The organism is Dyella acidisoli, from assembly GCF_030160295.1.
GTDB lineage: Bacteria > Pseudomonadota > Gammaproteobacteria > Xanthomonadales > Rhodanobacteraceae > Dyella_B > Dyella_B acidisoli.
Genome location: NZ_BSOB01000005.1, coordinates 69,619 through 93,905 on the forward strand (window position 1 = coordinate 69,619; position 24,287 = coordinate 93,905).

At 55.7% G+C, this 24,287-nt stretch carries 18 protein-coding genes; 14 read left to right on the top strand and 4 right to left on the bottom strand.

Annotation, left to right across the window (positions count from 1 at the left end; genetic code table 11):
- Positions 1-112 precede the first annotated feature (112 nt).
- From QQJ86_RS02330 to QQJ86_RS02370, 9 genes are all read left to right on the top strand, one after another.
- Positions 113-1,501 carry an APC family permease gene (locus QQJ86_RS02330; RefSeq protein WP_284319293.1) on the top strand — a complete coding sequence of 463 codons (1,389 nt, stop codon included), beginning with the start codon at positions 113-115 and terminating at the stop codon, positions 1,499-1,501.
- A 307-nt stretch (positions 1,502-1,808) separates the two neighbouring features.
- Positions 1,809-4,487 carry a glycosyl hydrolase 2 galactose-binding domain-containing protein gene (locus QQJ86_RS02335; RefSeq protein ID WP_284319294.1) on the top strand — a complete coding sequence of 893 codons (2,679 nt, stop codon included), beginning with the start codon at positions 1,809-1,811 and terminating at the stop codon, positions 4,485-4,487.
- A 16-nt stretch (positions 4,488-4,503) separates the two neighbouring features.
- On the top strand, positions 4,504-5,517 hold the full coding sequence (locus QQJ86_RS02340; protein WP_284319295.1) for a LacI family DNA-binding transcriptional regulator: 1,014 nt from the start codon (positions 4,504-4,506) through the stop codon (positions 5,515-5,517).
- 310 nt (positions 5,518-5,827) lie between these two features.
- Positions 5,828-6,673, top strand: coding sequence for a sulfotransferase family protein (locus QQJ86_RS02345; protein ID WP_284319296.1), 846 nt, complete (start codon positions 5,828-5,830; stop codon positions 6,671-6,673).
- Between the two features lie 48 nt (positions 6,674-6,721).
- Positions 6,722-7,432, top strand: a complete 711-nt coding sequence (locus tag QQJ86_RS02350; protein ID WP_284319297.1) for a hypothetical protein — start codon at positions 6,722-6,724, stop codon at positions 7,430-7,432.
- A 161-nt stretch (positions 7,433-7,593) separates the two neighbouring features.
- A complete protein-coding gene (locus QQJ86_RS02355; RefSeq protein WP_284319298.1) occupies positions 7,594-10,653 on the top strand; it encodes an anti-phage protein in 3,060 nt (1,019 codons plus the stop codon).
- 258 nt (positions 10,654-10,911) lie between these two features.
- The gene (locus tag QQJ86_RS02360) at positions 10,912-11,427 is read left to right on the top strand and encodes a guanyl-specific ribonuclease (protein ID WP_423372947.1); all 516 of its coding nucleotides are present in this window, start codon (positions 10,912-10,914) and stop codon (positions 11,425-11,427) included.
- A gap of 340 nt (positions 11,428-11,767) precedes the next feature.
- Positions 11,768-12,253 carry a Tse2 family ADP-ribosyltransferase toxin gene (locus tag QQJ86_RS02365; protein ID WP_284319299.1) on the top strand — a complete coding sequence of 162 codons (486 nt, stop codon included), beginning with the start codon at positions 11,768-11,770 and terminating at the stop codon, positions 12,251-12,253.
- Positions 12,253-12,426 (top strand): hypothetical protein, encoded by a 174-nt coding sequence (locus QQJ86_RS02370; protein WP_284319300.1) that lies wholly within the window; start codon positions 12,253-12,255, stop codon positions 12,424-12,426. Before QQJ86_RS02365 ends, QQJ86_RS02370 begins: the two co-directional genes overlap by 1 nt.
- A gap of 221 nt (positions 12,427-12,647) precedes the next feature.
- Here the strand turns inward: QQJ86_RS02370 and QQJ86_RS02375 are convergent, their stop codons facing one another.
- Positions 12,648-13,175 (bottom strand): hypothetical protein, encoded by a 528-nt coding sequence (locus QQJ86_RS02375; protein ID WP_284319301.1) that lies wholly within the window; start codon positions 13,173-13,175, stop codon positions 12,648-12,650.
- 284 nt (positions 13,176-13,459) lie between these two features.
- Here QQJ86_RS02375 and QQJ86_RS02380 point away from each other — a divergent pair, with 284 nt between their 5' ends.
- Positions 13,460-14,206, top strand: coding sequence for an STM3941 family protein (locus tag QQJ86_RS02380; protein WP_284319302.1), 747 nt, complete (start codon positions 13,460-13,462; stop codon positions 14,204-14,206).
- 295 nt (positions 14,207-14,501) lie between these two features.
- Here the strand turns inward: QQJ86_RS02380 and QQJ86_RS02385 are convergent, their stop codons facing one another.
- Positions 14,502-15,362 carry a plasmid replication/partition related protein gene (locus tag QQJ86_RS02385; protein ID WP_423372981.1) on the bottom strand — a complete coding sequence of 287 codons (861 nt, stop codon included), beginning with the start codon at positions 15,360-15,362 and terminating at the stop codon, positions 14,502-14,504.
- 334 nt (positions 15,363-15,696) lie between these two features.
- The gene (locus tag QQJ86_RS02390; protein WP_284319304.1) at positions 15,697-15,969 is read right to left on the bottom strand and encodes an XAC0095 family protein; all 273 of its coding nucleotides are present in this window, start codon (positions 15,967-15,969) and stop codon (positions 15,697-15,699) included.
- Between the two features lie 852 nt (positions 15,970-16,821).
- Between QQJ86_RS02390 and QQJ86_RS02395 the strand changes: the two genes are divergently transcribed.
- The 3 genes from QQJ86_RS02395 to QQJ86_RS02405 all read left to right on the top strand — a co-directional run bounded on the left by QQJ86_RS02395 (position 16,822) and on the right by QQJ86_RS02405 (position 22,998).
- Positions 16,822-21,135: an RHS repeat-associated core domain-containing protein gene (locus QQJ86_RS02395; RefSeq protein ID WP_284319305.1), complete on the top strand. Its 4,314-nt coding sequence runs from the start codon at positions 16,822-16,824 to the stop codon at positions 21,133-21,135.
- Positions 21,126-21,572: a hypothetical protein gene (locus QQJ86_RS02400; protein ID WP_284319306.1), complete on the top strand. Its 447-nt coding sequence runs from the start codon at positions 21,126-21,128 to the stop codon at positions 21,570-21,572. The genes QQJ86_RS02395 and QQJ86_RS02400 overlap by 10 nt, the downstream gene beginning before the upstream one ends.
- A gap of 370 nt (positions 21,573-21,942) precedes the next feature.
- On the top strand, positions 21,943-22,998 hold the full coding sequence (locus QQJ86_RS02405) for an acyltransferase family protein (protein ID WP_284319307.1): 1,056 nt from the start codon (positions 21,943-21,945) through the stop codon (positions 22,996-22,998).
- Between the two features lie 42 nt (positions 22,999-23,040).
- Here the strand turns inward: QQJ86_RS02405 and QQJ86_RS02410 are convergent, their stop codons facing one another.
- Entirely contained in the window at positions 23,041-23,694 is a 654-nt protein-coding gene (locus QQJ86_RS02410; RefSeq protein ID WP_284319308.1) for a glutathione S-transferase family protein, read from the bottom strand.
- A 284-nt stretch (positions 23,695-23,978) separates the two neighbouring features.
- Here QQJ86_RS02410 and QQJ86_RS02415 point away from each other — a divergent pair, with 284 nt between their 5' ends.
- Positions 23,979-24,266 (top strand): OmpA family protein, encoded by a 288-nt coding sequence (locus tag QQJ86_RS02415; RefSeq protein ID WP_284319490.1) that lies wholly within the window; start codon positions 23,979-23,981, stop codon positions 24,264-24,266.
- Positions 24,267-24,287 lie beyond the last annotated feature (21 nt).

Here is a 24,287-nt window from a genome sequence, read left to right on the forward strand (position 1 = left end):
CCGCGAAAGCGGGAATCCATCTTGCTCTGATGCATCCTTGAAAATGGATACCCGCTTTCGCAGGAATGACGGCCCTCTGTGACCAACCGCATCCGACAACAACAAGGCTGACATGCACGGTCCCCAAACCACATGCTCCACCCGCGCCGGCAATTTCCACCGCTCCATCGGCCTGTTCTCGGGAACGGCGATCAACATGACCCAGATGTGTGGCATCGGGCCATTTATCACCATCCCGATCATGGTTGCCACCATGGGTGGACCGCAGGCAGTGATAGGTTGGATCGCCGGTGCCATCCTCGCGGTAGCCGACGGCATGGTCTGGGCAGAGCTGGGCGCTGCCATGCCCGGCTCCGGCGGAACATACGTCTACCTTCGCGAAGCCTTCCAATACCGCAGCGGCAAGCTGATGCCGTTCCTGTTTATCTGGACGATGTTGTTGACGATCCCGTTGTTGATGTCGACCGGCATCATCGGCATGGTCGAGTACCTGGGGTTCTTCTTTCCGCATCTTGGCTGGTGGCCGGTGCATCTCGTCAGCCTGGCATCGACGGGTCTCGTCACGCTGTTGCTGTACCGGCGAATTGAATCGATCCGCGTGATCACGATCGCGCTATGGGTGATCATGCTGCTCTCTGTTATCGGCGTCTCGGCGGCGGGCTTCTCGGATTTCCATCCAAGCTTCGCCTTCACCTATCCAGCCGGCGTGTTTGGCGGCCACTTCTTCGTAGGTTTAGGGGCGGGGCTCATCATCGGCATCTACGATTACCTCGGCTATTTCACAACCGCCTACATGGGCGACGAGTTGCGCAACCCGGGCCGCACCATGCCAAGCTCCATCATCATCTCGGTGATCGCGATGATGTTCGTGTACCTCACGCTCAACATCAGCGTGCTTGGCGTAGCACCGTGGCAGGAAATCGCCCAATCGCAATCCGTGGCATCGCTGGTGGTGGAGCGTAGCTGGGGACATATGGCGGCCTCGGTCATGACGATTCTCATCATCGTGACGGCATTCGCCTCGGTGTTTGCCGGCTTGCTGGGCGGCTCGCGTGTGCCGTTTCAGGCGGCGCACGAAAAGGTGTTCCTGTCTGTGTTCGGCAAGCTGCACGCGAAACACGGGTTTCCCCACGTGGCATTGCTAACGATGGGCGTGGTGACCGCTATCGGCACGTTCTTCGATTTGACCGAAGTCATCAACATGCTGCTGGCTGCAACCATCATCGTGCAGTCCATCGCGCAAATCGCTGCGCTGGTGGTGTTGCGCAAGCGTCAGCCGACGCTCAATCGGCCGTACAAGCAATGGCTGTATCCCGTACCGTGTGTGATTGCGCTGCTGGGCTGGATCTACGTCTACGTATCGGCGTCCGCGTTGTCGCTGATCCTGTCGGGCGCCTGGGTCGTTCTTGGTCTTGTGGTGTTCGCAATCTGGGCCAGAGTCAATCGGTCCTGGCCGTTCGCGCCCGTGGAAATCCGCGAAGCCTATCTAGGGAACGACTGACGTCATGCGAATTCTGGCTAAATCCGAATGGCGCTTACTGAAGCGGAGCGCATTGAAACAGGGCGCGCATTTCGATGTCACGAAAGACGATTCCCTCCCCTGCGTGCAGGGGAGGGTTAGGGTGGGGTGCGAGCGAAGCGAGCGGCGGAGAGCCAATGTCGCTACAAAACACTTTCTTGGCTGCACTTGGCTACACGCTAAAGCACAAGCAACCCCACCCCAGCCCTCCCCTACTATCGCAGGGGAGGGGGTGCATATCGGCAAGTGTCGAGTTGCGCGCTTAAGTAGGCGCCGTTCGGTCAAGCCCATGTTCTTGACGATGATGGTGCTGGTTGCATCTGCGAGCATACCGCTCGCTCGCGCCGCAACCACGTACGCGCCCACACAGGTACACGACGGCGCCGGCTCCACGACCGCCATAACCCATTGGCAAATCCAGTCCACCGACAAAGCACAACAAAGCGGCGCCGAAATTTCCACACCCCGCTTTTCCACCGATGGCTGGTATCCAGTAAGCGGCCGCGCGACGGTGATGGCAGGGCTGCTGGAGAACGGGGTGTACAAGGATGATGTGTTCTACAGTGACAACCTGCAGGCCGTGCAGGTGCCCGATGCCAGCGGCAATCTGTTCGTGAATCCCTGGTGGTATCGCACCGAGTTCACGCTTGCCGAGGGCGGACGAGGACTGCACACGTTGTTGCGCACCAACGGCATGATCGCGAGCGCCGATGTGTGGGTGAATGGGCGCCTGGTTGCCGACCATGCAATCGTCGCCGGTGCCTATCCCGTGCACGAATTCGACGTGACGCAGTGGGTGCATGTCGGGAGCAATATCGTCACGTTGCGCGTGCATCCGGGTGATCCAAGAAGGAGTCTATCCATCGGCTGGGTCGACTGGAACCCGACACCGCCGGACAACAACATGGGTCCGTGGCGGGGCGTGGACATCGTGCAGACAGGGCCGATTGAGTTGCGCTTTCCGCAAGTGATGTCGACGTTGTCGCTGCCTGATCTCACTCGCGCTGCGCTGACTGTGAAGGTGGAAGCACGGAACCTCGATGCAGTGGCGTACGATGCAACAATCACAGGCGAGGTGGCTGGCGTTTCGTTACGACAAGCCATCCACCTCGCACCCGGACAAACACTGACCGTATCGTTTTCACCCAAGACCGATTCGGGCCTCGACCTCAGTCATCCGAAAGTCTGGTGGCCCATCGGCATGGGTGCGCATCCGCTGTATTCGTTGCAGATGACCGCCACTGTCGATGGCGCAACCTCCGACCAGGCCAGCACAACATTCGGCATACGCAGCGTCAGTTCCAAACTCACCAAGCAGGGCTATCGCCAGTTCATCGTTAACGGCAAGCCGATCCTGATTCGCGGCGCAGGCTGGGCGCCGGATATGTTCCTGCGTGATGATCCCAAACGCATGGAAGCCGAGTTCAGCTACATCCAAAACCTCGGCCTCAACACCATCCGCAGCGAAGGCAAGCTGGAAAACACTCGCTTCTACGACCTGGCCGACCGTAACGGCATCATGATCCTCGCTGGCTGGGAGTGTTGCGACAAATGGGAGTCGGCAGCCCAAACGGGCGGTGCGCCGTGGGACGCTGCGGACGAAGCCGTTGCGAAAGACTCGATGGCCAGCGAAGCGCGCCTGCTGCGGAATCATCCATCGGTGATCGGATTTCTGATCGGCAGCGACAATGCGCCGCCACCAGCCATCGCGAAAATGTACGTCGACACCTTGCATGCCGAAGACTGGTCAACACCGATCATCGCCGCAGCATCGGATCAGGGCACGGCCGAAACCGGGCCATCCGGTATGAAGATGGCCGGACCCTATGCATGGATTCCACCGGCGTACTGGTATGCCGACAAGCTGGGCGGCGCGTTCGGCTTCGATTCCGAAGTCAGCGCTGGCGCCGACATTCCGCGGTTGGAAGATCTAACCCGCATGCTTTCGCCGCAGGAGTTGGAGGCGCTGTGGAAGTACCCGCAGGTGCGGCAGTACCACGCCTCCGCAGCCTGGTCGCCATTCGCGCGCATCGATGACTTCGACACCGCGCTAGCCAAGCGCTATGGCGCACCCAAGAATCTTGCGGACTACGTCGCCAAGGCCCAGCTCGAAAACTACGACAACGTGCGTGCACAGTTCGAAGCGTTCAACGCGCACATGGATGCGCCGAAGCCCTCGACCGGCGTGATCTACTGGATGCTCAACAACGCATGGCCGTCGCTGCACTGGCACTTGTACGACTATTTTCTTAACCCGGCTGGTGCGTACTTCGGTGCGAAGAAGGCCAACGAGCCGGTGCACATCCAGTACACCTACGACACGCACGCGATCATGCTGGTCAACCAAACACTCACCAGCGAGCACGGCTTGCGGGCGAGCATCCGCGTGCACAACATGGACGGAAGCGTGCCATACAAGAAGCGCTTGCAGGATATCGATCTCGACGGCAACCACACGCGGCAATTGGCGACGCTGCCGGCGCTGGCCAATTTATCGCGCACCTATTTCGTCGAGCTTGAGCTTGCTTCCGCCGACGGCAAACCGGTCAGCCGCAACGTGTATTGGCTCTCCACCCAACCCGACCAACTCGATTGGCCCCATTCGAACTGGTACCTTACGCCGGTAACGCAACACGCGGACCTGACCGCACTGCAGTCCTTGCCAACCACGTCGAGCGAGGTTCAAGCGACGATGCAGCACGTGGGGGGCGAAAACACGGTAACCGTCACACTAACGGTACCCGCGTCGTCCAAGGCCATGGCACTGTTCCAACACGTCTCGATCAAGCGCGCAGACGGCAAGCTCGCGCTGCCTATCGTGTGGAGCGACAATGACGTTACGCTGTGGCCTGGCGAATCGATTACTCTCATCGCGCACTATGCGGAAGAGGGGGCAGGGACGCCGGTCATCGAAGTGAGCGGATGGAACGTTCCAACCCGAAGCGTACCGGTGGTCAAAACGAATTGAACCAGGCCAGACTTGCATGACGCGCGTGACCATGAGCGATGTCGCCCGCATGGTGGGGACGTCCAAAAAAACCATTTCGCGGGTGCTCAACAACGATCCGAACGTGAGCGAATCCCTGCGTCAGCGTGTGCAGTCCGCTGTCGAGGCACTCAACTACCGGCCGCTTACCTCGGCACGCAGCCTCGCAACCAATCGCTCCTTCATGATCGGCCTGCTGTATGACAACCGCTCACCCAGTTACATCATGGAAGTGCAGGCCGGCGTGCTGGAAGCGTGCGAAGCTCAGCACTACAGCATGATGGTGCAGCCACTGGTTTCGACGGCAGCCGACTTCGTCGAGCGGGTCGAGGACATTCTGGTGCGGCACCAGCCCGACGGATTGATCCTCACGCCACCGCTCACAGACCATCCGCAATTGCTGGATTGCTTGCGCGAGAACGGTGTACCGTTCGCCTCGATCGCACCGCGCCAACCCGAAAACTGCATTGGCGTCATGCTGCGCGAGCGCGAAGCCGCCGCCGCGATGGTGGAACACCTGGTGTCGCTTGGCCATCGCCGCATTGCACACATTGTTGGCGATCTGGAACACGGTGCTGGCATCTGGCGCCTGGCGGGCTATCGAGATGGTCTCGAGCGCGCCGGCTTGAAGGAAGACCCCGTTTACATGGTCCAAGGCCGTTTTTCTTTCGAGTCGGGCGTGGAGGCCATGCGACAGTTGCTGGCACTGCCGCGTCGGCCCACCGCCATCTTCGCGGGCGACGATGACATGGCTGTCGGCGCAATCTGGGCAGCAGCCGAAGCAGGCGTGTCGATCCCCCGCGACATGTCCATTTGTGGATTTGACGATACGACAATCGCAACGCAAGTGTGGCCACTACTCACCACCATCCACCAGCCCGTGCGCGAGATGGGCCGATGCGCCACCCAGGAACTGTTGCTTCGCGTGCTCAACAAAGGGGAGCCCAGGATGGTCGAGGTTGACTACAAAATGTGCATCCGTGCCTCCACTGCGCCACCGGCACAGCATTGATTGCATACCATCAGGCAGTGCCCGATGAAGCGTTTTTCGGTACTTGATTGCTGTTGAACCCAACTAGGCCGTTCACTTCACATCCGTCGTCCCGGCGAAGGCCGGGACCCAGTGACTTGAGGATCGTCAAAACTTAAGCGTAATCCATGTATCGTCATTCCAGCGAAAGCTGGGATCTAGTGTCTTGGGTTGTTTGTAAGTCGCTGGATCCCAGCTTTCGCTGGGATGACGAATGTGGGGATTACGCTTAAGTTCGTAACTGGGACGTTTTTCTGCCATCCACATCACCGATCCACAGGAGACTGCCCACATGCCAGCCACCCCCGACGTCGCGAAGCCATCCCGCAAGTTCCACTTCATCTCAGGCCTGCCACGTTCGGGCACCACGCTCCTCGCCGCCATCCTCAACCAAAACCCGCGTTTCCGCGCAGGCATGACCAGCCCGCTTGCCGACATCATGGGCGCAGTGATGGCAGAGGCGAGCAGCAAGAACGACTTTTCGTTCGACGTCTCCGACGAGCAACGCGTTGCAATGCTGCGCGGCCTCGTCGAGAACTTCTACGCAGGCTACGGCGACGCCAGCCTGGTGTTCGACACCAGCCGACTATGGTGCAGCCGAATGCAATTGCTCGACACACTTTTTCCACAAGCGAAAGTCATCGCCTGCGTGCGCCAGTTGTCCTGGGTGCTGGACAGCGTGGAACGCTTGGTGCGCAAGCAACCGGTCAGCGTAAGCAAAGTATTCCGCTTCGACACCAACACCACCGTGTACTCACGCGTCGAAGCGCTAACCGATCCGCGCGGCATGGTGGGCTTCGCCTTCCAGGCCACCAAGGACGCGTTCTACGGCCAATACGCCCCAGGCCACTTGCTACTACTGACCTACGAAAGCCTGGTGCGCAACCCGGCAGCAGCCATGCGCGCGGTCTACCAATTCATCGGCGAACCCTGGTTCGAACACGACTTCGACCACATCGCCTATAACGCCGACGAATTCGACGCCCGCGTCGGCATGCCCGGCCTACACACCGTGCGCCCAAAGGTCGAGCCGATCGAGCGCGTATCCATCCTGCCGCGCGAAATTTTTGGTCGCTTCGTGAATGAGTCGTTCTGGATGGATCCGAAGAACAATATTAGCCAAGTGCCTATTGTGTAGGAGCTTGCATAGAAAGCGGGCACGCATCCAATCAAGGAAAATAAACGCATGAGCAAGGTACTGCTCGTTACGCCGCTGCACACGCTGGTCATCGCCACGACTCTGATTCTGATGACGGGTTGCAGCGCACCCGCCAACCAAAACGCTCAGAAGACCGATATTCAAACGGTTGCCGATTCAAGCCACGGCAATGGCCACGCCAAGTCGGAAGAGGCATGCAGCAACAATTTGCTGACCAAGGCGCTACCACCCAAAACCACCATCAACGACCTGCCGTTCGAGAGATGGGATTGCACCTTCAATACCGCGCGCGCCGAGTACGGCACGAAGGGCGGCAAGGAGGTGGAGATCACACTGACCGATACGCGCTCGCCAAATATCAACTCGCAACCGGACTCGCTGCACGACTTCTACACGCACATGGGTGAAACCGTGCGCCAATCGGCCCAATTTATCGTGCAGACCTCGGTAGACACCCGCAAGAATACGCCAGCCGTGCCAGGGGCCTTGGAGGCGATCGGTGGACCGGATTATCTGCCAATCATCGAAAGCACCCTGACCGGCGACCCGCTGGTAATCCAGGTGGGTGCCAAGGATGATCACACGCCGGCGGAAGTAGAGGCCCTGCTCAGGGACCGCTACGCGTTGAGCATCAGTGGCAGCGACAAGAGTGGTCAGATCTCCGGTTTGTCTGGCTCGCAGGCGCAGACGCTCTACGATCCCTTCCTGAAACAGATGCATTTGGATTCGTTGCCATGACCAAGCGATTGAATCGCGTGTACTGCATGAGCATGGTCTGTAAAAATTGACGGGAGAAACTGGGTCGAGGCGACTTATCTTGCTCTATAAGTGGCTCTGACCCAGTTACGTGTAGCGCGTCTTCTCGCATGACAGTGTCGACCTAGACAAAGGATTGAATCATGAAGGCTGCCTTGCTTGTCCTCAGTGATATTCACATCACTTCGGCTCAGGATCCCATTCTTGCTAAAGCCCGTGACATCGCATGCGCGACATATCCAATCCTTGCGCACGTCGATGCCGTGTTGGTATTGGTTGCCGGCGATGTGGCTTTTAGTGGTAAGCGAGATCAATACGTCCTCGCGTCACAGTTCTTTGCCGAGATAACCAAATGGCTGCAAGCGGAAGGAAAGGTGCCTGTCCGATGGTTTGCCGTTCCAGGCAACCACGATTGTGATTTCGACAAAGATGGCGCCGTTCGGCAGACACTCATCGATGGGGTATTGCGGGGTGGGCCTGTGGACGATCAACTCATCGACCTTTGTACGAGCGTCCAGCTTGAGTTTTTCGCTTTCCGAAACCAATTGGAAGACAACACCGGCGACGGTACAGCCAAAGACCACCTGTGGCGATCGACCACGATGCAGGTGGCCCAAGAAACAATCACAGTCGAGGCCATCAATATGGCCTGGTTATCTAAGCTGCGAGAGACGGTTGGTGGCTTGACGTTCCCTTGGAACCAAGTTGCTCCTGGAGCAGGGTCGGGGAGCGAGAAGGGGCTGCGCATAGCTATTCAACATCATCCTGCCAACTGGATTTCGCAGACTACGTATCGGCCGTACCGTGCGTTCCTTAAGCAGCGATCGCATCTGGTCATAACCGGGCACGAACACGTCCCAAATGTTGGGGTCACCATTGACACTGAAGCTGCCACAACTGCATTCATCGAATGCGGTCCGCTTCAGGAAGGAACGAGCCTTGAGAGTTCGAGTTTCCTTGTTTTGACCATAGATACGTCTAACGAAAAGCTATCGGCACGGAACTTTCGCTTCGACGGGGAGCGGTACGTTCAATCGCCCGACTTCCCATGGGAGCAAGAGCGTGCCTTGATGCTTGCCGAAGATGAGGCGTTTCGGTTACGACATGCATTTGAGTGGTCTCTCAATGACCCTGGCGCTCCCATCCTGGATGCCAATGGCCGGGAAATCGAACTGGCTGATTTTTTTGTTTTCCCCGACATGGCTGACCTTTCTACAGAAGGAAAGTCGGGCACCGTAAATATCTACCCGGCCAGCGACCTGTGTAAGCTCGATATCATTAAGCCTGGAGTGTTCATTATCGGGGAGGAGAAGTCCGGCCGAACATCTTTGCTTTATCAGCTGTTTTTGCGCTACCGAGACGCTGGATTGGTTCCGGTGTTGATATCCGGTGAGGACTTAAAACATACGCAGCCGGAGATGCTTGGGCGCGTAGTCCGAGCCGCTTACGAAGCGCAATACGAGACCGCTTACGTCGAATTCGAGCAATTGAGCAAGACCAATAAAATTCTCATTGTCGATGACTTCCAGTTCACCCCGATCAAGAATGAGCAACACCGTTCTGTTTTGCTGGAAAACCTTGGAAAATTTGCCAGCGGCCTCCTATTTTCGTGCGACAAGTCGATCCCTTCCGAGCGTTTCGAGCTAAGCAGCGCAAAACTACGGCGATTCGGTCTCCAGCCTTTCGGCTTCCGCGCGAGGCACGAACTCATCAAGCGCTGGCACGGATTTTCTGATCCCGACCTGAGCGAAGCTGAGTTCCTCGTGCGCTGCGACGAATCCGAGCGTGTCGTTAATCATGTAATGACGCGTAAGGTCATTCCAGCCCTTCCCTTGTATCTTGTGACTCTTCTGCAGAGCCTTACCGTTCGCCGAGGGGCCGAGCTGATCGACAGTAGCCTCGGGCACTACTATCACTATCTGATAACAGAAGCTTTTCGTGGTGCGAAAGCTTCCCTGGATAAGTTCAACGAACTATTCGATTACTGTTCCCATCTGGCATGGGAGTTCTACCGAAAAGATACGGACGAATTATCCGAAACCATGCTGCGTCAGTTCACGAACGAGTATTCGAAGGTGTGGACAACCGTGGATTTCCAGCCCCGACTGGAATTTTTGCTTAATGCCAAGATCCTTGAGCGACGAGGATCATCCATTGCCTTCCGTTATCCGTACGTGCACTACTATCTGAAAGGGCGGTATCTCGCCTCGCGATTGGAGGAGCCGGATGTACGCGCTTACATCGAGAATGCATGCACTCAACTCTATGTGCGTGATAACGCCAATACCGTTCTGTTCCTTGCCCACCACGCTCACGATGAATTCTTCATCCAATCCATCCAGCGGTCTTTGGATGGACTATTTGAAGATTGCCCGGCGGTAACTTTCGATGGTGATGTCACGGACGTAACAGCCCTAATCACGAATGCGCCCAAGATCGTATTCAACGGTGGGACGCCGGAAGATCATCGTATCAAGGCCGCGGAACTTCATGATGACATGGACGATGGTAGCGATGGGCTTATGGAGGCACCAGAGCCAGGCGACCATGTGAGCTTTCAGGCCGAGATGACAACCCTGTTCAAGACTACAGAAGTGCTCGGTCTGATTTTAAAGGCCCAATACTCGGGATTGCGGCATGATCGGAAACAAGCGCTCCTTGCTAGCATGTTCAATGGATTGATGCGTGGACTGCACTCTGTCTATGACGGGTTGATTCGTCGGCCTGAATTCTTACAACAAGGGGCTGAGCAACTGGCGGAACAGGCATCCAAAGCACTGGAAGACCGGCGTAAGCGGGTAGAGCGCGTGATCGCCCTCATAATTGAATTGATCAGCTTCGCTTATGTGATGCACGCAGCCGAGTGCGCTCGGTCGCCGGAGCTCACTGAGAATGTCGAGGCTGTCGCTAAGCAAGCCTCCACGACGGCGTTCGACCTCATTGCCATTGCCATTTGTCTCGACTCAGGTAATGGCCTTCCTCGCGCCCAACTGCGATATCTCCAGAAGAAGGTGAAAAACAATCTGGTAGCGTCTCGCCTTCTGACGTTCATCGTGCTCTATAGGCTCTACATGTTTGAGACCTCAGACGAAGACAAGTTGTGGGTAAGACGCCAATTCAGCTTTGGGTATGGAGCGACGCAAAAGGGTTCTGCTATTGCAGGAGCATCCTCGTCCATAGCAGGCCTGATGAGTCACGACTAGAGCTACCGATTGTTGGGTGATTGCAGAAACGAGGTTGGGTTCACTACTTTATCTGCGACATGCGTAGAAAATCTCTGCTAGCGATGAAAGCATAAAGCGGGGGATTTGTTCGGGTCTTCCTTAAGCACAAGCGTTGCAAAGAAGTTGAATGTACGCCGACGGAATCCGTTCATAGCTTCGGCGTGCAAGCCGGCGTGGCTCTCGAAGAAGTTTGCCGCAGGGCCACATGGAAAGTGCACTCAACGAGAGGATGAAAAAATGGTTACGCCCGTTACCAGCAGCGAAAAATACGATAGGGCTATCGAAGAGCATGCGATGCGACGATCGGGCATGCTCGGGCGCGGAGGCAACATGGGGAATGCCTTATATGCCATCGACTACGACCGACTTCCCAGGGAAGCGCGTCACACCATCAGTCTCATTATTTCCAACGGACCTTTCCCCTATCCGGTAAAAGATGGGTCGATTTTCGGAAATAGGTTTGGTGATTTGCCTGACGGCCGCTATCGCGAATACACAGTGCCAACCCCCGGTGTAAACAATCGTGGCGCGCGAAGAATCGTGGCAAGGTGCGGCTCTGCGCAATTATTCTTTACGGCCTGTCACTATGAGCGCGTAGAGGTTAATGGGGGTTCGCCAGCTCAAAAAGATCAGGAGCGAATCGCCCGCACCAGTGCTGTGGATCCCGAGTGGCAAAACGGGTTTTACATCATTACTGGGATGACCCTTGATTTACGCAACGATATAAGCAAGGCAATCAAGGCGCTCAGTTAAGGATCGGGAGACGACCAGGCCTGTCTTGAAGGCGTCGAAGGGCTAGGGAGTGAACCATTTATCGGTGAACGTCGCAAGGAAAAAGGAATCTGAAAACTTATGTCGCCGCTTCCCGTGCTGGCGGTACATTCGAGACCACCACAGTTTCGATGATCGTTCAGCGACAGGCGGCAGCCATGTCACTTTACGCAGCCATTGACCTGCATTCTGATCGCCATATGATAGCAAGACCCCCAAGATCAACTTGGGTGGCCGGACGTCGTTGCAAGTAATCGACTATTACATGCTGGAGCACTAGCGCAATCCTGTGCTGTGCCTGAGATCACTCATGGAGCCACGTATGTCAAGCGCAACACCTTTTCCCGCACAAGGAACTGTTCTTTGGGGTGTGGATGTCGACCTCTCGCGAGAGGTATTCCGATCAGGTGCCGCATCAAAGCCTAACGTTGATTACCTACGCTTTATCGATATTGAAAACCATCAGTCAGATGGGCGCATTGCTCCAGAAGATGGCGACAAGTTCATGGTGGAACCCGGGCAAGGAATATCCTTGTTCTTGGAACGGATGATTCCAGAGGGAATGGTCCTCATGGATGCGGCGACTTGGAAAAATGCTGGCAAGGACAAGAAGAAGATTTCGTGGTGGGGCATCGAACAAGATAAGCCCATTCCTGTTGGCCTTACGCTGATCTACGACGGCGTTCCACCAGGTCATTGCACGCTTACGACTGACAAAACAAGAACTGTCCGCGCCTTCCTCGAGCTAGTTGCAATGATCACCTTCGTTTCAAAAGGGACCGATTTTGTCGGCCCAAGGAGCAGCTAATGATCAACGTTGAATTATCCGCAAGGGAACTAACTTACCTTCTACTCTCGCTGCGAAAATATGAGCAAGGACTCATGGCGCAGGAGGAAGAAGAGATGGAAGACACAGCCACTGACCTGATCTTCATTCAATCTCTGTCAAAGAAATTGGTGGCCGCTAAGGAAGCCAAGTGATCATGCCATAGCCCGCCACCATGGCGGGCTTTTTTCATTGTGCATCACCGCACTTAATAGGGGAGCACGCCGGTTGCAAGTTCTTGCTTCACACCTCGAAGTTCTACTCGTGCGTAGGAAGTGAACCTAGCCCTTTTTGCGAGTTTTGGATTTCGGCTCCTACCCCGAGAAAGCCCCAGATTTGCTGGCGTTAACCTGAGCGAGGCATTAGCGCACCACACTCAATGCCGGTCAATTTCGAAGCGGCTATGAGTGGATCCAAAAATCGCTTTACCTTCTTCATTTATATAGATCCTCGAAGTCACGGTCGACGGGTCTTTAAAAATGGAGGCATCTTTGGGTACGGCGATATCGTTGAATGCCTCCATTTTAATGCGCCCACGTTCGGTCTTTTCCGACCGCGCCACGTCGACGCAAGGCACGATGTTCGTGACGTTGTAGAGATAGCGGATCTCGCCTGTGCCTTCGCAATCAAGCTCTAACAATTGTCCGAACTTTGACAAGAACGCGCCCAGCGTTTCTTTGGCTCGTTCATTGAGTACCAAAGCGCCAGGAACCATTGCACTGACATCTGCAGGAGGAAGTTTATGTTTCCGCCGTTTGCTGTCGGCAAAACCTACCAATGGCCGATCCATCCAATTTTTCGGCTTGCCGTCTATGTCAAATCGACCCGAAATCGAGTCGTCGTCATCGAGGGAAACGACCATGGCGTAGTCGTTGATCGAGGCATATCGCAATTCCCAAATCATGGTCTTGCTGTCTCCGAATTAGAGCGAAAGAACGCCTGAAAGCAATTGTCCCTTGATGGATCGAAGACTCTTTCGCCCACCCGTAGCTTCCGTTCCCTCGCGCAATTGATCGTAAACGGCCAGGTGATATTCTGGGTCGTGATGAGAAACCTCAGGGTCAGAGTTTTTTTCCGGGCCATGCGGCTGCTGAAAAATGGCCCTGCCACCTTTTCTCCATCGTTGGAGCTTAGGATACTCATCGATTTGCGACCGACCGAACTTGCAAAAAAAAGACGCTGGTCGTCATGAGTGATTATCTTGACAATACAAATTTGTATGTCCAACGTATAAATGACCGCATCTCGAAGCACCGTATCCCGGTATTTGAAAAGCAAACCGGGCACGCGCAACTACGCAAGATCCCGTACCTCAACTCCAATCGATGCAGGCCGGCAATGAAATCCGACTTCCAACAAGCGCCAACACCGGTGATATCCCATTCTGCGGAAAATGGCATGGTTGCGCGAAGTGATTGTGATGTATTCGGATATGTGGGGAGCGGATTGTCAAATGTCATAGCGACCATCGTGGTCGTCATCATGCTACTGGTGTTATGCGGGGCCTTTTTCCTTAACTATGAAGAGACGCGGCACTGGCCCATGGCAATCTTTGGATGCTTTCTATTTGTGCTTGCCGTGGGTGCAGTCGCAGGTGCAATTTTTGAGCGTAATATCGAGATTATTATCGACGAGCAAGGGGTTACCAAGACACGTAACAAACGGGTTTCTGGAAAACTCGACTGGAACGACATGGCCTCCATCGATGCGATCAAGTCGCGCGGGCGGTATCAGGTGAGTCAGCTCTATCTGAATCCGACGGAGCTTGCGAAAGCTAGACATCGCAAGACTCTCATCCTCGATAGGAGGGGCCTCAAAAATCCTGAACTGTTTGTCCGTCGACTGAATGATCAGATTTTAAAGTACGAGATTCCCGTGTTGGACAGGAATCCTTCGTATGCGGAACCACGCAAGGTATTTAGGATTCCGGAGTAAATTCAAAGGAACCCCGTCGATGCTGCTACTGAAAAATGGCTCTGACACTGAGGGTTCCCCACGTTTTTGTGTACAGGTTCCAATGAAATCGGCAGTCTGGCTGAAATCTTGGAAATAACCTTGTCGTCATTCCGGCGAAGGTGGAATCCATGCTTCGTACTGGCGATGGATTCCGGCCTTCGCCGGAATGACGACAAGGAAAAAATGGGCGTTTCGGGCAATAAGGCCTTCCCTTTATTTATCTCAAAAACGTTGGGATACCTCAGGCCTAGGTTCACTTCCTGTGTACGCAAAATCACCCTGACACTGCCCGCAAATCGGCCAGCTCCTTGCGCAGCGCCGCGTTTTCTTCTCGAAGTTCGGCCACCTGCCTGCGCAGGGTGATCAGTTCGTCTGCGTCGTCATCGGCGCTTGTCACTGGCGATGGCGTGATCGGCTCCTTGGCGGCCACGTCCCGTGGTTTGCGCTTGGCATCGCGCACTCGCTTGGCCATTTCCTTCAGTTCCTTGCTTCCCGCCAGGGCCGCCTCTCTCTGTTCCTCTTCCGGAAGGCTCGACACCGCTGCCGCGGCATTGATAGAGATCATGCCCGAGCGCACGGCAGCGACGACTTCAGGTGCTGCCTGCTTCTGGATCTTTTCGATCAGGGCTACTTGATTGCCGCTGAGCTTGGCTTCGCGCGCGAGTGCCTCTCGGCTAGGTGGTCGCTCAGCGGGGTGGGGGGTAGGAGCGGGTGGTTCGTCGAGGGAAGCTGCCTCGTCCTTGTCCTCGTGCTCGGTGGTGGGCACTGGGGGTGTCGAGGCCTGTATGGCGGATCGTTGCGCCAGGATCTCGCGCTTGCGCAGGGCCAGAACGCCACGTTGAAAATCCGACACACTGCGCCGGCCCAGGTGTTGGTCGATCATCCATAAATGCACATCCTCGATCGACTGGAAGCGGGGATTTTGCATCGTCTGGAACGGCAGGCCGTGCTTCTGGCAAATGCCATAGCGATTGTGACCATCGACCAATACGTTGCCCCACAGCACCAGGGCATCGCGGCAGCCCTCTGCAAGAAGGCTGCGCTCCAACGACTCGTGTTCCTCCGGCGTCAGAGGATCAATGTAGGCCTTGAGTTCTTCGTTGACGATGATGTCCAAGTCCGCTTCGCCCAGTATGAGAAGAAAAGGGCGCGCATTGTAGTGCGCGCGGCCGGGATGGGGATACGTGTTGACAAGGAGGGAGTGCCAGCCATGCAGGGCCTGAAGCCTCAATGCTCTGAACTCAAGGGTGCACTCATGTCCAGAATCACGACAACCGTCATCCCAGCGAAAGCTGGGATCCAGCGACGTTGAGCTGAAAGACACTGGATTCCAGCTTTCGCTGGAATGACGAGTGCGGAGTTTCTGGCTCGTGTAACGAGCACAGCGCGGAGGGTTGACGGATGAGTAGTGCGCGAATTAAACGTTCATGAGTTGGGAAACTCATGCCAATAGAAAAACGCTTGTTCTGTTACTGCCACGTCTGGCGTTGCAATCCAAGCCAATTCTCATCGCCTAACCGCGCTAGCACTTCGTCAATCTTTGTGTTGATCGCTTCAAAGATGAAATAGAGTTCGGCGCGGCCTATGGTCATCATGGCGTTGCCGTTCGCAGCGTTGTCCTCGTTATAAGTGATATGCGCCATCAGGGTCAGCATGTCCTGCAGGTGTTTCAGGTTTTCGTAGCCGTCTCTGGACAATAGATAGAGCTGCGGTCCGCAGCGGTCGGCTTGCATGTCTTTCATGGTGTTCTCCACACGCTTAGGTCACGCCGCGTGTTGCGCGCGGCGTGAAGGGCTTCAGGAAAAATCCTGCTCGTTGTGTCGGAATCAGCTGCTTCCGTTTCGACGAATGCCCACTTTGGCTCGACGCCGCGCAGTTTGCGCGGCGGTGAAGTAGGGGAAATGCACCTTGGCGGGGGCACGCAAGCGTGCGGGTGCCGTATGATTCGATGTAACCACTGTTGACTCCAGATAAGTTGATGGTGGCCAGCGGATTGTCTGGGGGCCTAAGCCCAGGCAATCCGCGCTACTTCACTCATGTCGGGCGTGTCGCAGTCATCACAGCGGATGATCACGCTCGACAATGACACCATCGCATGAAATACATCGTGCAATCTGTCGGGTCCGAGTGATTCGCTGCGTTGGCGAATGCCTACTTGGCACATGCGAAAGAGCTTGGATGATGTCGATAAGCTCGAACTCTTATTCGCCCCGCCAAGTGTGCTTATCGATGTCGTGATGAAAAATTTTCCACCCGGCCGTCATTCCCGCGAAAGCGGGAATCCACTTTGCTCTGATGCATCCGTAAAAATGGATTCCCGCTTTCGCGGGAATGACGGCCGTGAGGGAGGGCATACTTTCATGGATCTACTCATGCGAACGGGACAGTTGGTTAAGTTAGTCAGCAAACCCTCTACGCCTAAGTAAGTGTCATTCGGGGTGGGGATCGATACTTGTCTCGAAAGGCCATTGCGTTGGCCTTTACTGGAGCTTCCCAAAACACAGCCTTTCCGGAGACTAGCCGCACATATGCAGGTTTGACGCAACGGCTAAAAGGGGAAGTCTTTGTCCAGGGGAAATCAGGGAATGATGCGCGTGGAACGCATCAAAATTGCCGCGGCTGAGGCCGATTCGTCAGCTTCGAATGGCGCATGGTTTGCACGTCATCGAGGACTTCTTTCCGCGGCAGTCGCTGCCATGGTTTTGTTGCAAGCAGCGCCGCTTACGGTTGCCGCGCAAGACACCAAAAATCAAAGCACGATTTATGTGCACGCGAGTTACATGGATCTATTCGATGCGACAGGAGGGCCGGCGAGCCTCTCCTACTCGCCTCCGCAGAACCCGTTCGGCTCTCTTCCTCCGATCGCTAAGGGGCTTGCCTTCTCACCTAAGCGGCCGTTCTCTCCTCAGAGCGCTGCTCCCAGCACCGATTGCAAGAAGAACCCGAATGGTGGCGGGGATAAAAAGGCAGATCCCGTGTTGCTGAGCAGTGGCAGCAAGATCGAGACATTTCCGCTATTCCAAACGCCCGGCGAGATGGGCTTGAAGTTCGTGCTGTATCACAACAGCGGCAACGTGGCGCCATGGACGAGCAATCTCGATTACATGCTGGATACCACCTGCCATTACCAAAGCTTGGCGGAAGGCGCCACGGTGACCAATTGCAGTCAGGTCACTCTGCATCGCCCGGATGGTTCGATGGTGGCCTTCAGTGGTGGTGCGAACAACACGTCCTACCCAATCATGGGCAATGGCGTGCAAGTGCTGACACGCGATCCGTCCAGTGGCAATTACACCTTGCGGGATGACGACGGCAGCACGCAGGTGTATGCATCATCGGGTGCCATCCAGTTGATCGTGGATGCTTCTGGCATCGGCTGGGTCTTCACCTATAGCGGCGGGCTGTTGGCATCGGTGACGCATACCAATGGCCAGTCGATCCGCTTTACCTACGTGCCTTCGGCAAACGGCGGTGCACCCACCGTCACGGTCATCGATCCTGCCGGCAATGCCTATAACTACACGGGCACGGAATCCCCAGCCAATTACACGTTAAACGATGTCGTAAGTTCGATAAGTTTTCCAGGGAGTCCTGCAACCACGCTTTCCTTCAAGGGAACGTCGGGCGGCATCTTTGGCGAGATGGATTACAACGGTACGCCGTATGCGTACACGACCTACGATACGACTGTCTTGAGCGTCAACAACGGCACCCCGAATTTCGGTCCCTATTGGGGATGGGCCACCAGCACTTATTACGCGGATGGCAGTGGCAAAAACACGATCGCCTACAGCACAGATAGTGCTGGTCACCTGGTGGCCACGGTGACCAATCCGCTGGGACACGTCACCACCAACACCTATGCAGGCGTGAACGGGTTGCTGAGCACCATCAGCGATGGCGCTACGACCACGTGTGGCCCCACCGCTCACACTCGAACTTACGACAGCAACGGCAACCTCTCTCAGACGGTCGACAACAACGGCAACGTTCATACCTACAACTACGCAGCCAACGGGCAACTGCAAACCGAAACAGAAGCGGCTGGCACATCCCTCGCGCGCAAGACCGACTATGTGTGGGATCCCACTGCCACGTTGAACCGGCCGCTTAGCGTGACCGTGGAAGGCGTCCGCAAGACAACGTACACCTACAACGCCCAGAATCGCATCGCCTCCGTCAGCGTGACCAATCTTTCTGCGAACGGCAGTGCAGGGCAGACGCTGACGACCAGCTATCAATACGCGCTGTATGGCAATGGTCTGGTGCAGACCATGACGGTCACCAAGCCGTCGCCCAACGGCAGCGATACCGATACTTATCGCTACGATGGCCTGGGCAATGTCACGTCCATCAGCAACGGTCTGGGTCAGACGACGTCCTATGGCAACTACAACGGGCTGGGTGAGCCTGGTGCGGTTACAGGGCCCAACGGCGACACGGTGAATTACACCTACGATGCGCGTGGCAGGGTATGGACCAAGACGACGCATCCCAACGGCGGTAGCGCCACGTGGACGTATGGCTACGATGGTTTCGGTTTGCTATCCAGTCTGTCCGGGCCGGATGGGCAAGTCACCACCTGGAATCGAGACCAGGTGATGCAGGTGAAAAGCATCACCCATAACGATAAAGACGGAACCTCCACCGAGAGTTTCCAATACGACGCCAATGGAGACGTCACTCAACACACGATCGCTCGCGGCACCACCACCACCCTGATCCAGAATGTCATTTACGATGGACTGGGGCGGGTTTATCAGCGCTTGGGCCAGCACGGTCAATCGCTCACTTACGTTTATGACGGCAACGGCAACGTGGCATCCGTCACTAATGCAGCCGGTCATGTGACCAGCCATCAATACGATGCGTTGGACCGTGCCACCCGGACCGTCGAGAGTGGTGGCGCCAGCCCATCGGTCGGCAGCACAGCTCAAGCGAGTGCAACGATCAGCTACATGCACGACGCCGGGAACCAGCTCACAAGTGTCACCGATCCGCGTGGTCTCATCACCGGCTATGTCTACGATGGGTTAGGGCAGCTTTGGCAACAGACCAGCCCTGATACCGGCACCACAAGCTATAACTACGACGGGAATGGTCGCCGCACCAGCATGACGCGTGCGAACGGTGTGCTGACCACGTATGCCTATGACGCCATCGGCCGCACCACCGGCATCAGTGCGGGTGGGCAGTCTCAAACCTTCACTTACGATAGCTGCGCCAATGGCCTTGGTCGCTTGTGCAGCGCGGCCAATGCCGGCGGTCACGTGGGTTATGGCTATACCCCAGAGGGCTGGGTGAGCAATCGCTCCTTCACCGTCGGGGGCGCGAGTTATTCGCTGGGTTATGGTTACAACGCAACAGGGGATGTTGCTGCGGTGATCTACCCGGATGGCAATCAGGCCATCTACAACTACACCAATGGCGTGGTGTCTTCCATCAGCTTGAATATCGGGGGCGTAGGGAAGACCGCAGCCAGCCAGATCACCTATCAGCCCCAGGACAGCAACATGGCGAGTTGGGTGGGGAGCAATGGTCTGACCACCCACTTGTATTACGACACCGACGGCCGGTTCACAGGTGCCAACGTGCCGGCGGTGCTCACTTACGGCATTTACTACGACAACGCTAATCGCATCGCCAAGAAGCAAGACTTTATCTCGCCTGTTCTGACGGAGAACTTTGGTTACGACGAGCAGTCGCGGCTGGTCTCAGAAACGGGTGGTGCGGAGAACGAAAGCTATCAATACGACGCCAACGGCAACCGCATCGCCCAAACGGTCAACGGCACCAGCATGAACCTCTTCTACGAAGGCGGCAGCAACAGGATGATCAATGCCGGGGGCGTCACGTTCGGCTATGACGCAGTGGGGAACACCACCACCGCGAATGGAAAAAGCGGATGGCAATTCGATCCCTTCAATCGCATGACCTCGGATTCTGGTAATACGTATTACATCGATCCGCAAGGGCAGCGATTGATGAAGTCGGTCAGCGGCACGACAACTTATTTCGCGCCGGACGAAAGCAACCACCTGATCGCCGAGAATGATGCTGGCGTGTGGGTGGACTACCTGTGGCTCAACGGTCGACTGATCGGTCGCATCCATGCGGGGCAAGTGCAAGATATTCATGTGGACCAACTGGGACGTCCTGAGGCGATGACAGACGCCAGTCAAGCGCTCGCATGGCGTGCGATGAACTTCCCGTTCTCGCGGTCGGTGGCCACCAACAATGCGGTGCCCCTGAACATCGGATTCCCTGGCCAGTATTTCGATGCGGAGTTGAACCTTTGGAACAATGGGTATCGGGATTACTTTTACTGGGTTGGGCGGTATCTTGAGAGTGATCCGATTGGGTTGGGTGGCGGGATCAACACGTATGCCTATGTGGACGGTGGTCCCATAAACTTGATTGATCCATCCGGGCTTGGTGGATTTGGATTGAATGCAGGGGGTAGTGCGCAGGCGGGTGTGGTACATGGCGGCGCGATGCAGGCAAATTCTGGTGCAGGTCTTTTTTGGGGGAATGGCTTAAACGCGGGCTGGTATACCGCTAGTGGCAGCTTTGCTGGTCGGGGCAATTTCGACTATCACATGCCCGGAAATCAGGATATGAGTGGATATACCCCCGACAACGGATACTCCACGATGGCCATTGGCGCTTCTGCCGGGTTGGGAGCAGGCATATGGGGTACGAATGCAAATAGCGCGGAGCAATTGCTAGGGCCATTCGATACCTCAACGCTGAATTTTGCCTTCCTCTCCTTCCAATGGGCTGAGGCTGATGGGACTTGGGTGTGGTCAGTCGGTTTCTCCAAGGGATTGGGATTTGATTTCAACCGATATCAAGTGGTCACAACGGCCGCAGGTACTTTCTATAGACGGAAAAGCATATGCCACTAATTAAAATTCTCATTAAGCATGCGCTTCTCTTTGGCCTCATTGCCGGCATTACTGTGGCTGTGTTAATGGCCTATGCGTCGGATCTGTTGAACCAATACAAATTGGTAAGTCACGCACAAGTAGCAACAGGTTCTGTTGTTAAACCGCAGTGTGATCAGCACCTGACATTTAGCTACCAGTTTGTCGTGAATGGCGCCACTTATAAAGGATTGGCAACCTCGGATCAGTGCCATCAGATAAAGTCAGGCACTCCAGTTTCCGTCCACTATCTACCCGAAGATCCAAGAATAAGTATGGGCGCGGATCCGAAGGAGTCACTTATCAACAATGTGGTCGCCATCTTAATAGCGGCGTCAGTAGTTCCGGTGGTACTTCTGTTGATTTTTCGTATCAAGTTGCGGAAATGGGAGAAGGGTATTGAAGCTTCGGCGCGCTAATGATGCGTGATCAACACCTTTGCAAAGTTGGATGGATGTAGGCTGGGATGCCAATCTAAGCAACAAGAGGTATGGACGTGCTGTGATTGCCATCCCAGCCTATGCACTGAAAACGGGGCGATGTTGATTGTCTCGACATCGCTGAGGTTGACTCAGGGTTCGCTAGTGTCGTGTCAACCATGGGTGTTGTTCCGTGTGAGTTGCCAGGTGTAAGCGCTTTGTCGAAGCTGCTGATCGGTTGGGCTAGGGGCTGGTGCTTGTCTCGAGAGGCCAATGCGTTGGCCTTTACATGAGCTCCCCAAAACGCAACCTTTTTGCAGACTAGCCGCACCTACCGAGCTTTGGCGCAACAGCAAAAAAAGGGGAATCTGTGTCAGGGGAAAATCAGGGAAATGATCGGGGGAATTCTTACGACCTGATGCGGCACTTCGCTGCTGTGCTCGTGCTATACAGCCATCAATTTGCGCTGCATGGAAAAGTGGAGCCTATTTATCCATTTTGGGATACCTATGGCTTCGTTGCAGTCGCCATCTTCTTTTCAATCTCCGGCTACTTTATGCCGGCTAGCTTTAAACGCTCCGGCAATTTCATTGAATTTAGCAAACGGCGGTTAAGGCGTCTGTTACCCGCCATGGTGGTGTGCTCGTTCTTGATGACCTATGTTCTGGGCGCTATCTACACAAGCGGGCCCAAATGGGACTACTTGACGTCCAACTTTGCGTTGGTGACGTTCCTGAAATATTCGATATTTTCGGGCCCGGCGATCCCGAGAGTTTTTGCAAACTATATTTATCCAAACGCGGTCAATGGAAGTCTCTGGACGCTGCCCGTTGAATGTGTCTGTTACATCGCAATCGGTGTCGCGCTGTCTTTTTCACAATCGTGGAAGGTCATTCTTGCGCTCTTTGCTGGGTCGATCCTGGGAACAGCATCGCTTGTGCATACCGGCACCGGATTTTCATTTTACGGCGTACCACTGAATTACCTTTGCATGTTCGGGATATGCTTTAGTGGTGGGGCTCTGCTGTCCGTAACAAAAGAGACTTGGTATCCGAACAAGTGGTTACTATTGATGTTTGGGCTTGCAGGCATGTTCCTCATGCCAGGCAAGCTCGAATACAGTGTTCTCGGAACGCTTGGCATTACCATCGCTGTTGCGACTATCGGAGAGTCATTCAGCGAAAAGCTGATAAACGGGAAATTCGACATTTCGTACGGTGTGTATATTTACGGATTCCCGATCCAGCAAATCGTTATTAATGAAATTACACATCGATTCTGGCTTGGAATGGCGATATCTCTCGTTCTTGCATTGACTGCCGGGTATCTTTCTTACCGCTTCGTCGAAAAGCCTTTTCTTCGCAAAAATCACAGGACTCAGTCGTCATACAACGCTCCAGTGGTTGGCGTGCCTGAACCTGATTAGCGCTTAGGCTGGGATGGCCATCCCAGCCTAAGCGCTTCGAACTCAGGCGGCGGCCGGGGCGTTGCGCAGGTAACCTGCCGACTGGTTGCGCAAGGCAGCCTGGAGTGCCGGCCGCGCCTCGCAACGCTTGAGGTAGTCATTGAGCGGCGAGAACTCCGCCACCAGATCCGTATGCCGCACGAACCTAAGCACGGTCGCCATCAAGATATCAGCGGCCGTGAAGCGCCCAAGCAAGTAGTCACGGCCTTCGAGGCACGCAGAAAGCGCAGCCAACCGAGCCTTCGCTTGGTCGACCGCGCCGGGACGGCGCAGCGTCGTCCAAGCCTCATCGCCGTGCAGCCGGTCAATCGCGAATAGATTCCAGAGCGGTGGTTCGACAGTGTTGAGCGCGGCGAACATCCAGGCGAGCGTCTCGTTGCGCAGGTCGGGCGGCATGAGCGCTTCGCACTGCTCGGCGATGGCATGAACGATGGCGCCTGATTCGATCAGGGTTCCGCCGTCGGTGTCGAGCGCGGGCACCATTCCAAAAGGATGCTTGCGCCGGTAGTCCTCGGAGTTCCGCTCACTGGCGTCGACCCACTTGCTCTCGTAGGCAAGCCCCGCCTCCTCAAGCGCCCAGCGTACGCGCAGATCGCGCACCAGACCCTGGGCAAAGGGTGGTACCCAGCTGAAGCCCCACACAGCTATATTTTTCATGCCGTTCTTCCTCGTGTCGTGCCGCTACCGGTCGTCTCCGGTGCTTGGCGATCGCGGGATAGACTGCCGCCGAGTGCTCAAAGGGTGGGAGTAACAAACTTGGCGAGATTCGAAGTGCCGCGACTTGCGTACAGCCCGAAGGCAACCATGCGCACTACTATTCGCTGACGTTCATCGAACCGCAGGCGGGTCAGCAGCTGATCTTGGCAGACGCGCTGTATCAAACGATCAACAAGGTGGGTTTCGTCGCCTTGTACATCAATTTCTAAACTAACAAATCCGAGATCAAGCCCGAAGGTGAGCCAGTGGTCGCACAGATCGTGGCGCTGCTGAAGGCCAATCCCAACCTCAAGATTTCGGTTGATGGCCATACCGACAATGTCGGCTCGCCCGCTGCCAACAAAGCACTCTCTCTCCAGCGCGCCAAGGCCGTGATGCAGGCGGTCGTCAAGCAGGGCATTGACGCATCGCGCCTGACGGCACGTGACTTTGGGCAGGAGGCGCCGATTGCTGACAGCCGCATCGAGGAAGGGCGCGCCAAGAACCGCCGCGTCGAATTGACGAAGCAGTAACGTTCATTCGTTGTCCGGTCA

Excerpts from the sequence above, each read along its gene's own strand:
- QQJ86_RS02335 (WP_284319294.1), top strand. The coding sequence starts at position 1,809 with ATGTTCTTGACGATGATGGTGCTGGTTGCATCTGCGAGCATACCGCTC.
- QQJ86_RS02340 (WP_284319295.1), top strand. The coding sequence starts at position 4,504 with ATGACGCGCGTGACCATGAGCGATGTCGCCCGCATGGTGGGGACGTCC.
- QQJ86_RS02355 (WP_284319298.1), top strand. The coding sequence starts at position 7,594 with ATGAAGGCTGCCTTGCTTGTCCTCAGTGATATTCACATCACTTCGGCT.
- QQJ86_RS02410 (WP_284319308.1), bottom strand. The coding sequence starts at position 23,694 with ATGAAAAATATAGCTGTGTGGGGCTTCAGCTGGGTACCACCCTTTGCC.
- QQJ86_RS02380 (WP_284319302.1), top strand. The coding sequence starts at position 13,460 with ATGAGTGATTATCTTGACAATACAAATTTGTATGTCCAACGTATAAAT.
- QQJ86_RS02370 (WP_284319300.1), top strand. The coding sequence starts at position 12,253 with ATGATCAACGTTGAATTATCCGCAAGGGAACTAACTTACCTTCTACTC.
- QQJ86_RS02365 (WP_284319299.1), top strand. The coding sequence starts at position 11,768 with ATGTCAAGCGCAACACCTTTTCCCGCACAAGGAACTGTTCTTTGGGGT.
- QQJ86_RS02390 (WP_284319304.1), bottom strand. The coding sequence starts at position 15,969 with ATGAAAGACATGCAAGCCGACCGCTGCGGACCGCAGCTCTATCTATTG.
- QQJ86_RS02400 (WP_284319306.1), top strand. The coding sequence starts at position 21,126 with ATGCCACTAATTAAAATTCTCATTAAGCATGCGCTTCTCTTTGGCCTC.
- QQJ86_RS02360 (WP_423372947.1), top strand. The coding sequence starts at position 10,912 with ATGGTTACGCCCGTTACCAGCAGCGAAAAATACGATAGGGCTATCGAA.
- QQJ86_RS02345 (WP_284319296.1), top strand. The coding sequence starts at position 5,828 with ATGCCAGCCACCCCCGACGTCGCGAAGCCATCCCGCAAGTTCCACTTC.
- QQJ86_RS02330 (WP_284319293.1), top strand. The coding sequence starts at position 113 with ATGCACGGTCCCCAAACCACATGCTCCACCCGCGCCGGCAATTTCCAC.
- QQJ86_RS02350 (WP_284319297.1), top strand. The coding sequence starts at position 6,722 with ATGAGCAAGGTACTGCTCGTTACGCCGCTGCACACGCTGGTCATCGCC.
- QQJ86_RS02375 (WP_284319301.1), bottom strand. The coding sequence starts at position 13,175 with ATGATTTGGGAATTGCGATATGCCTCGATCAACGACTACGCCATGGTC.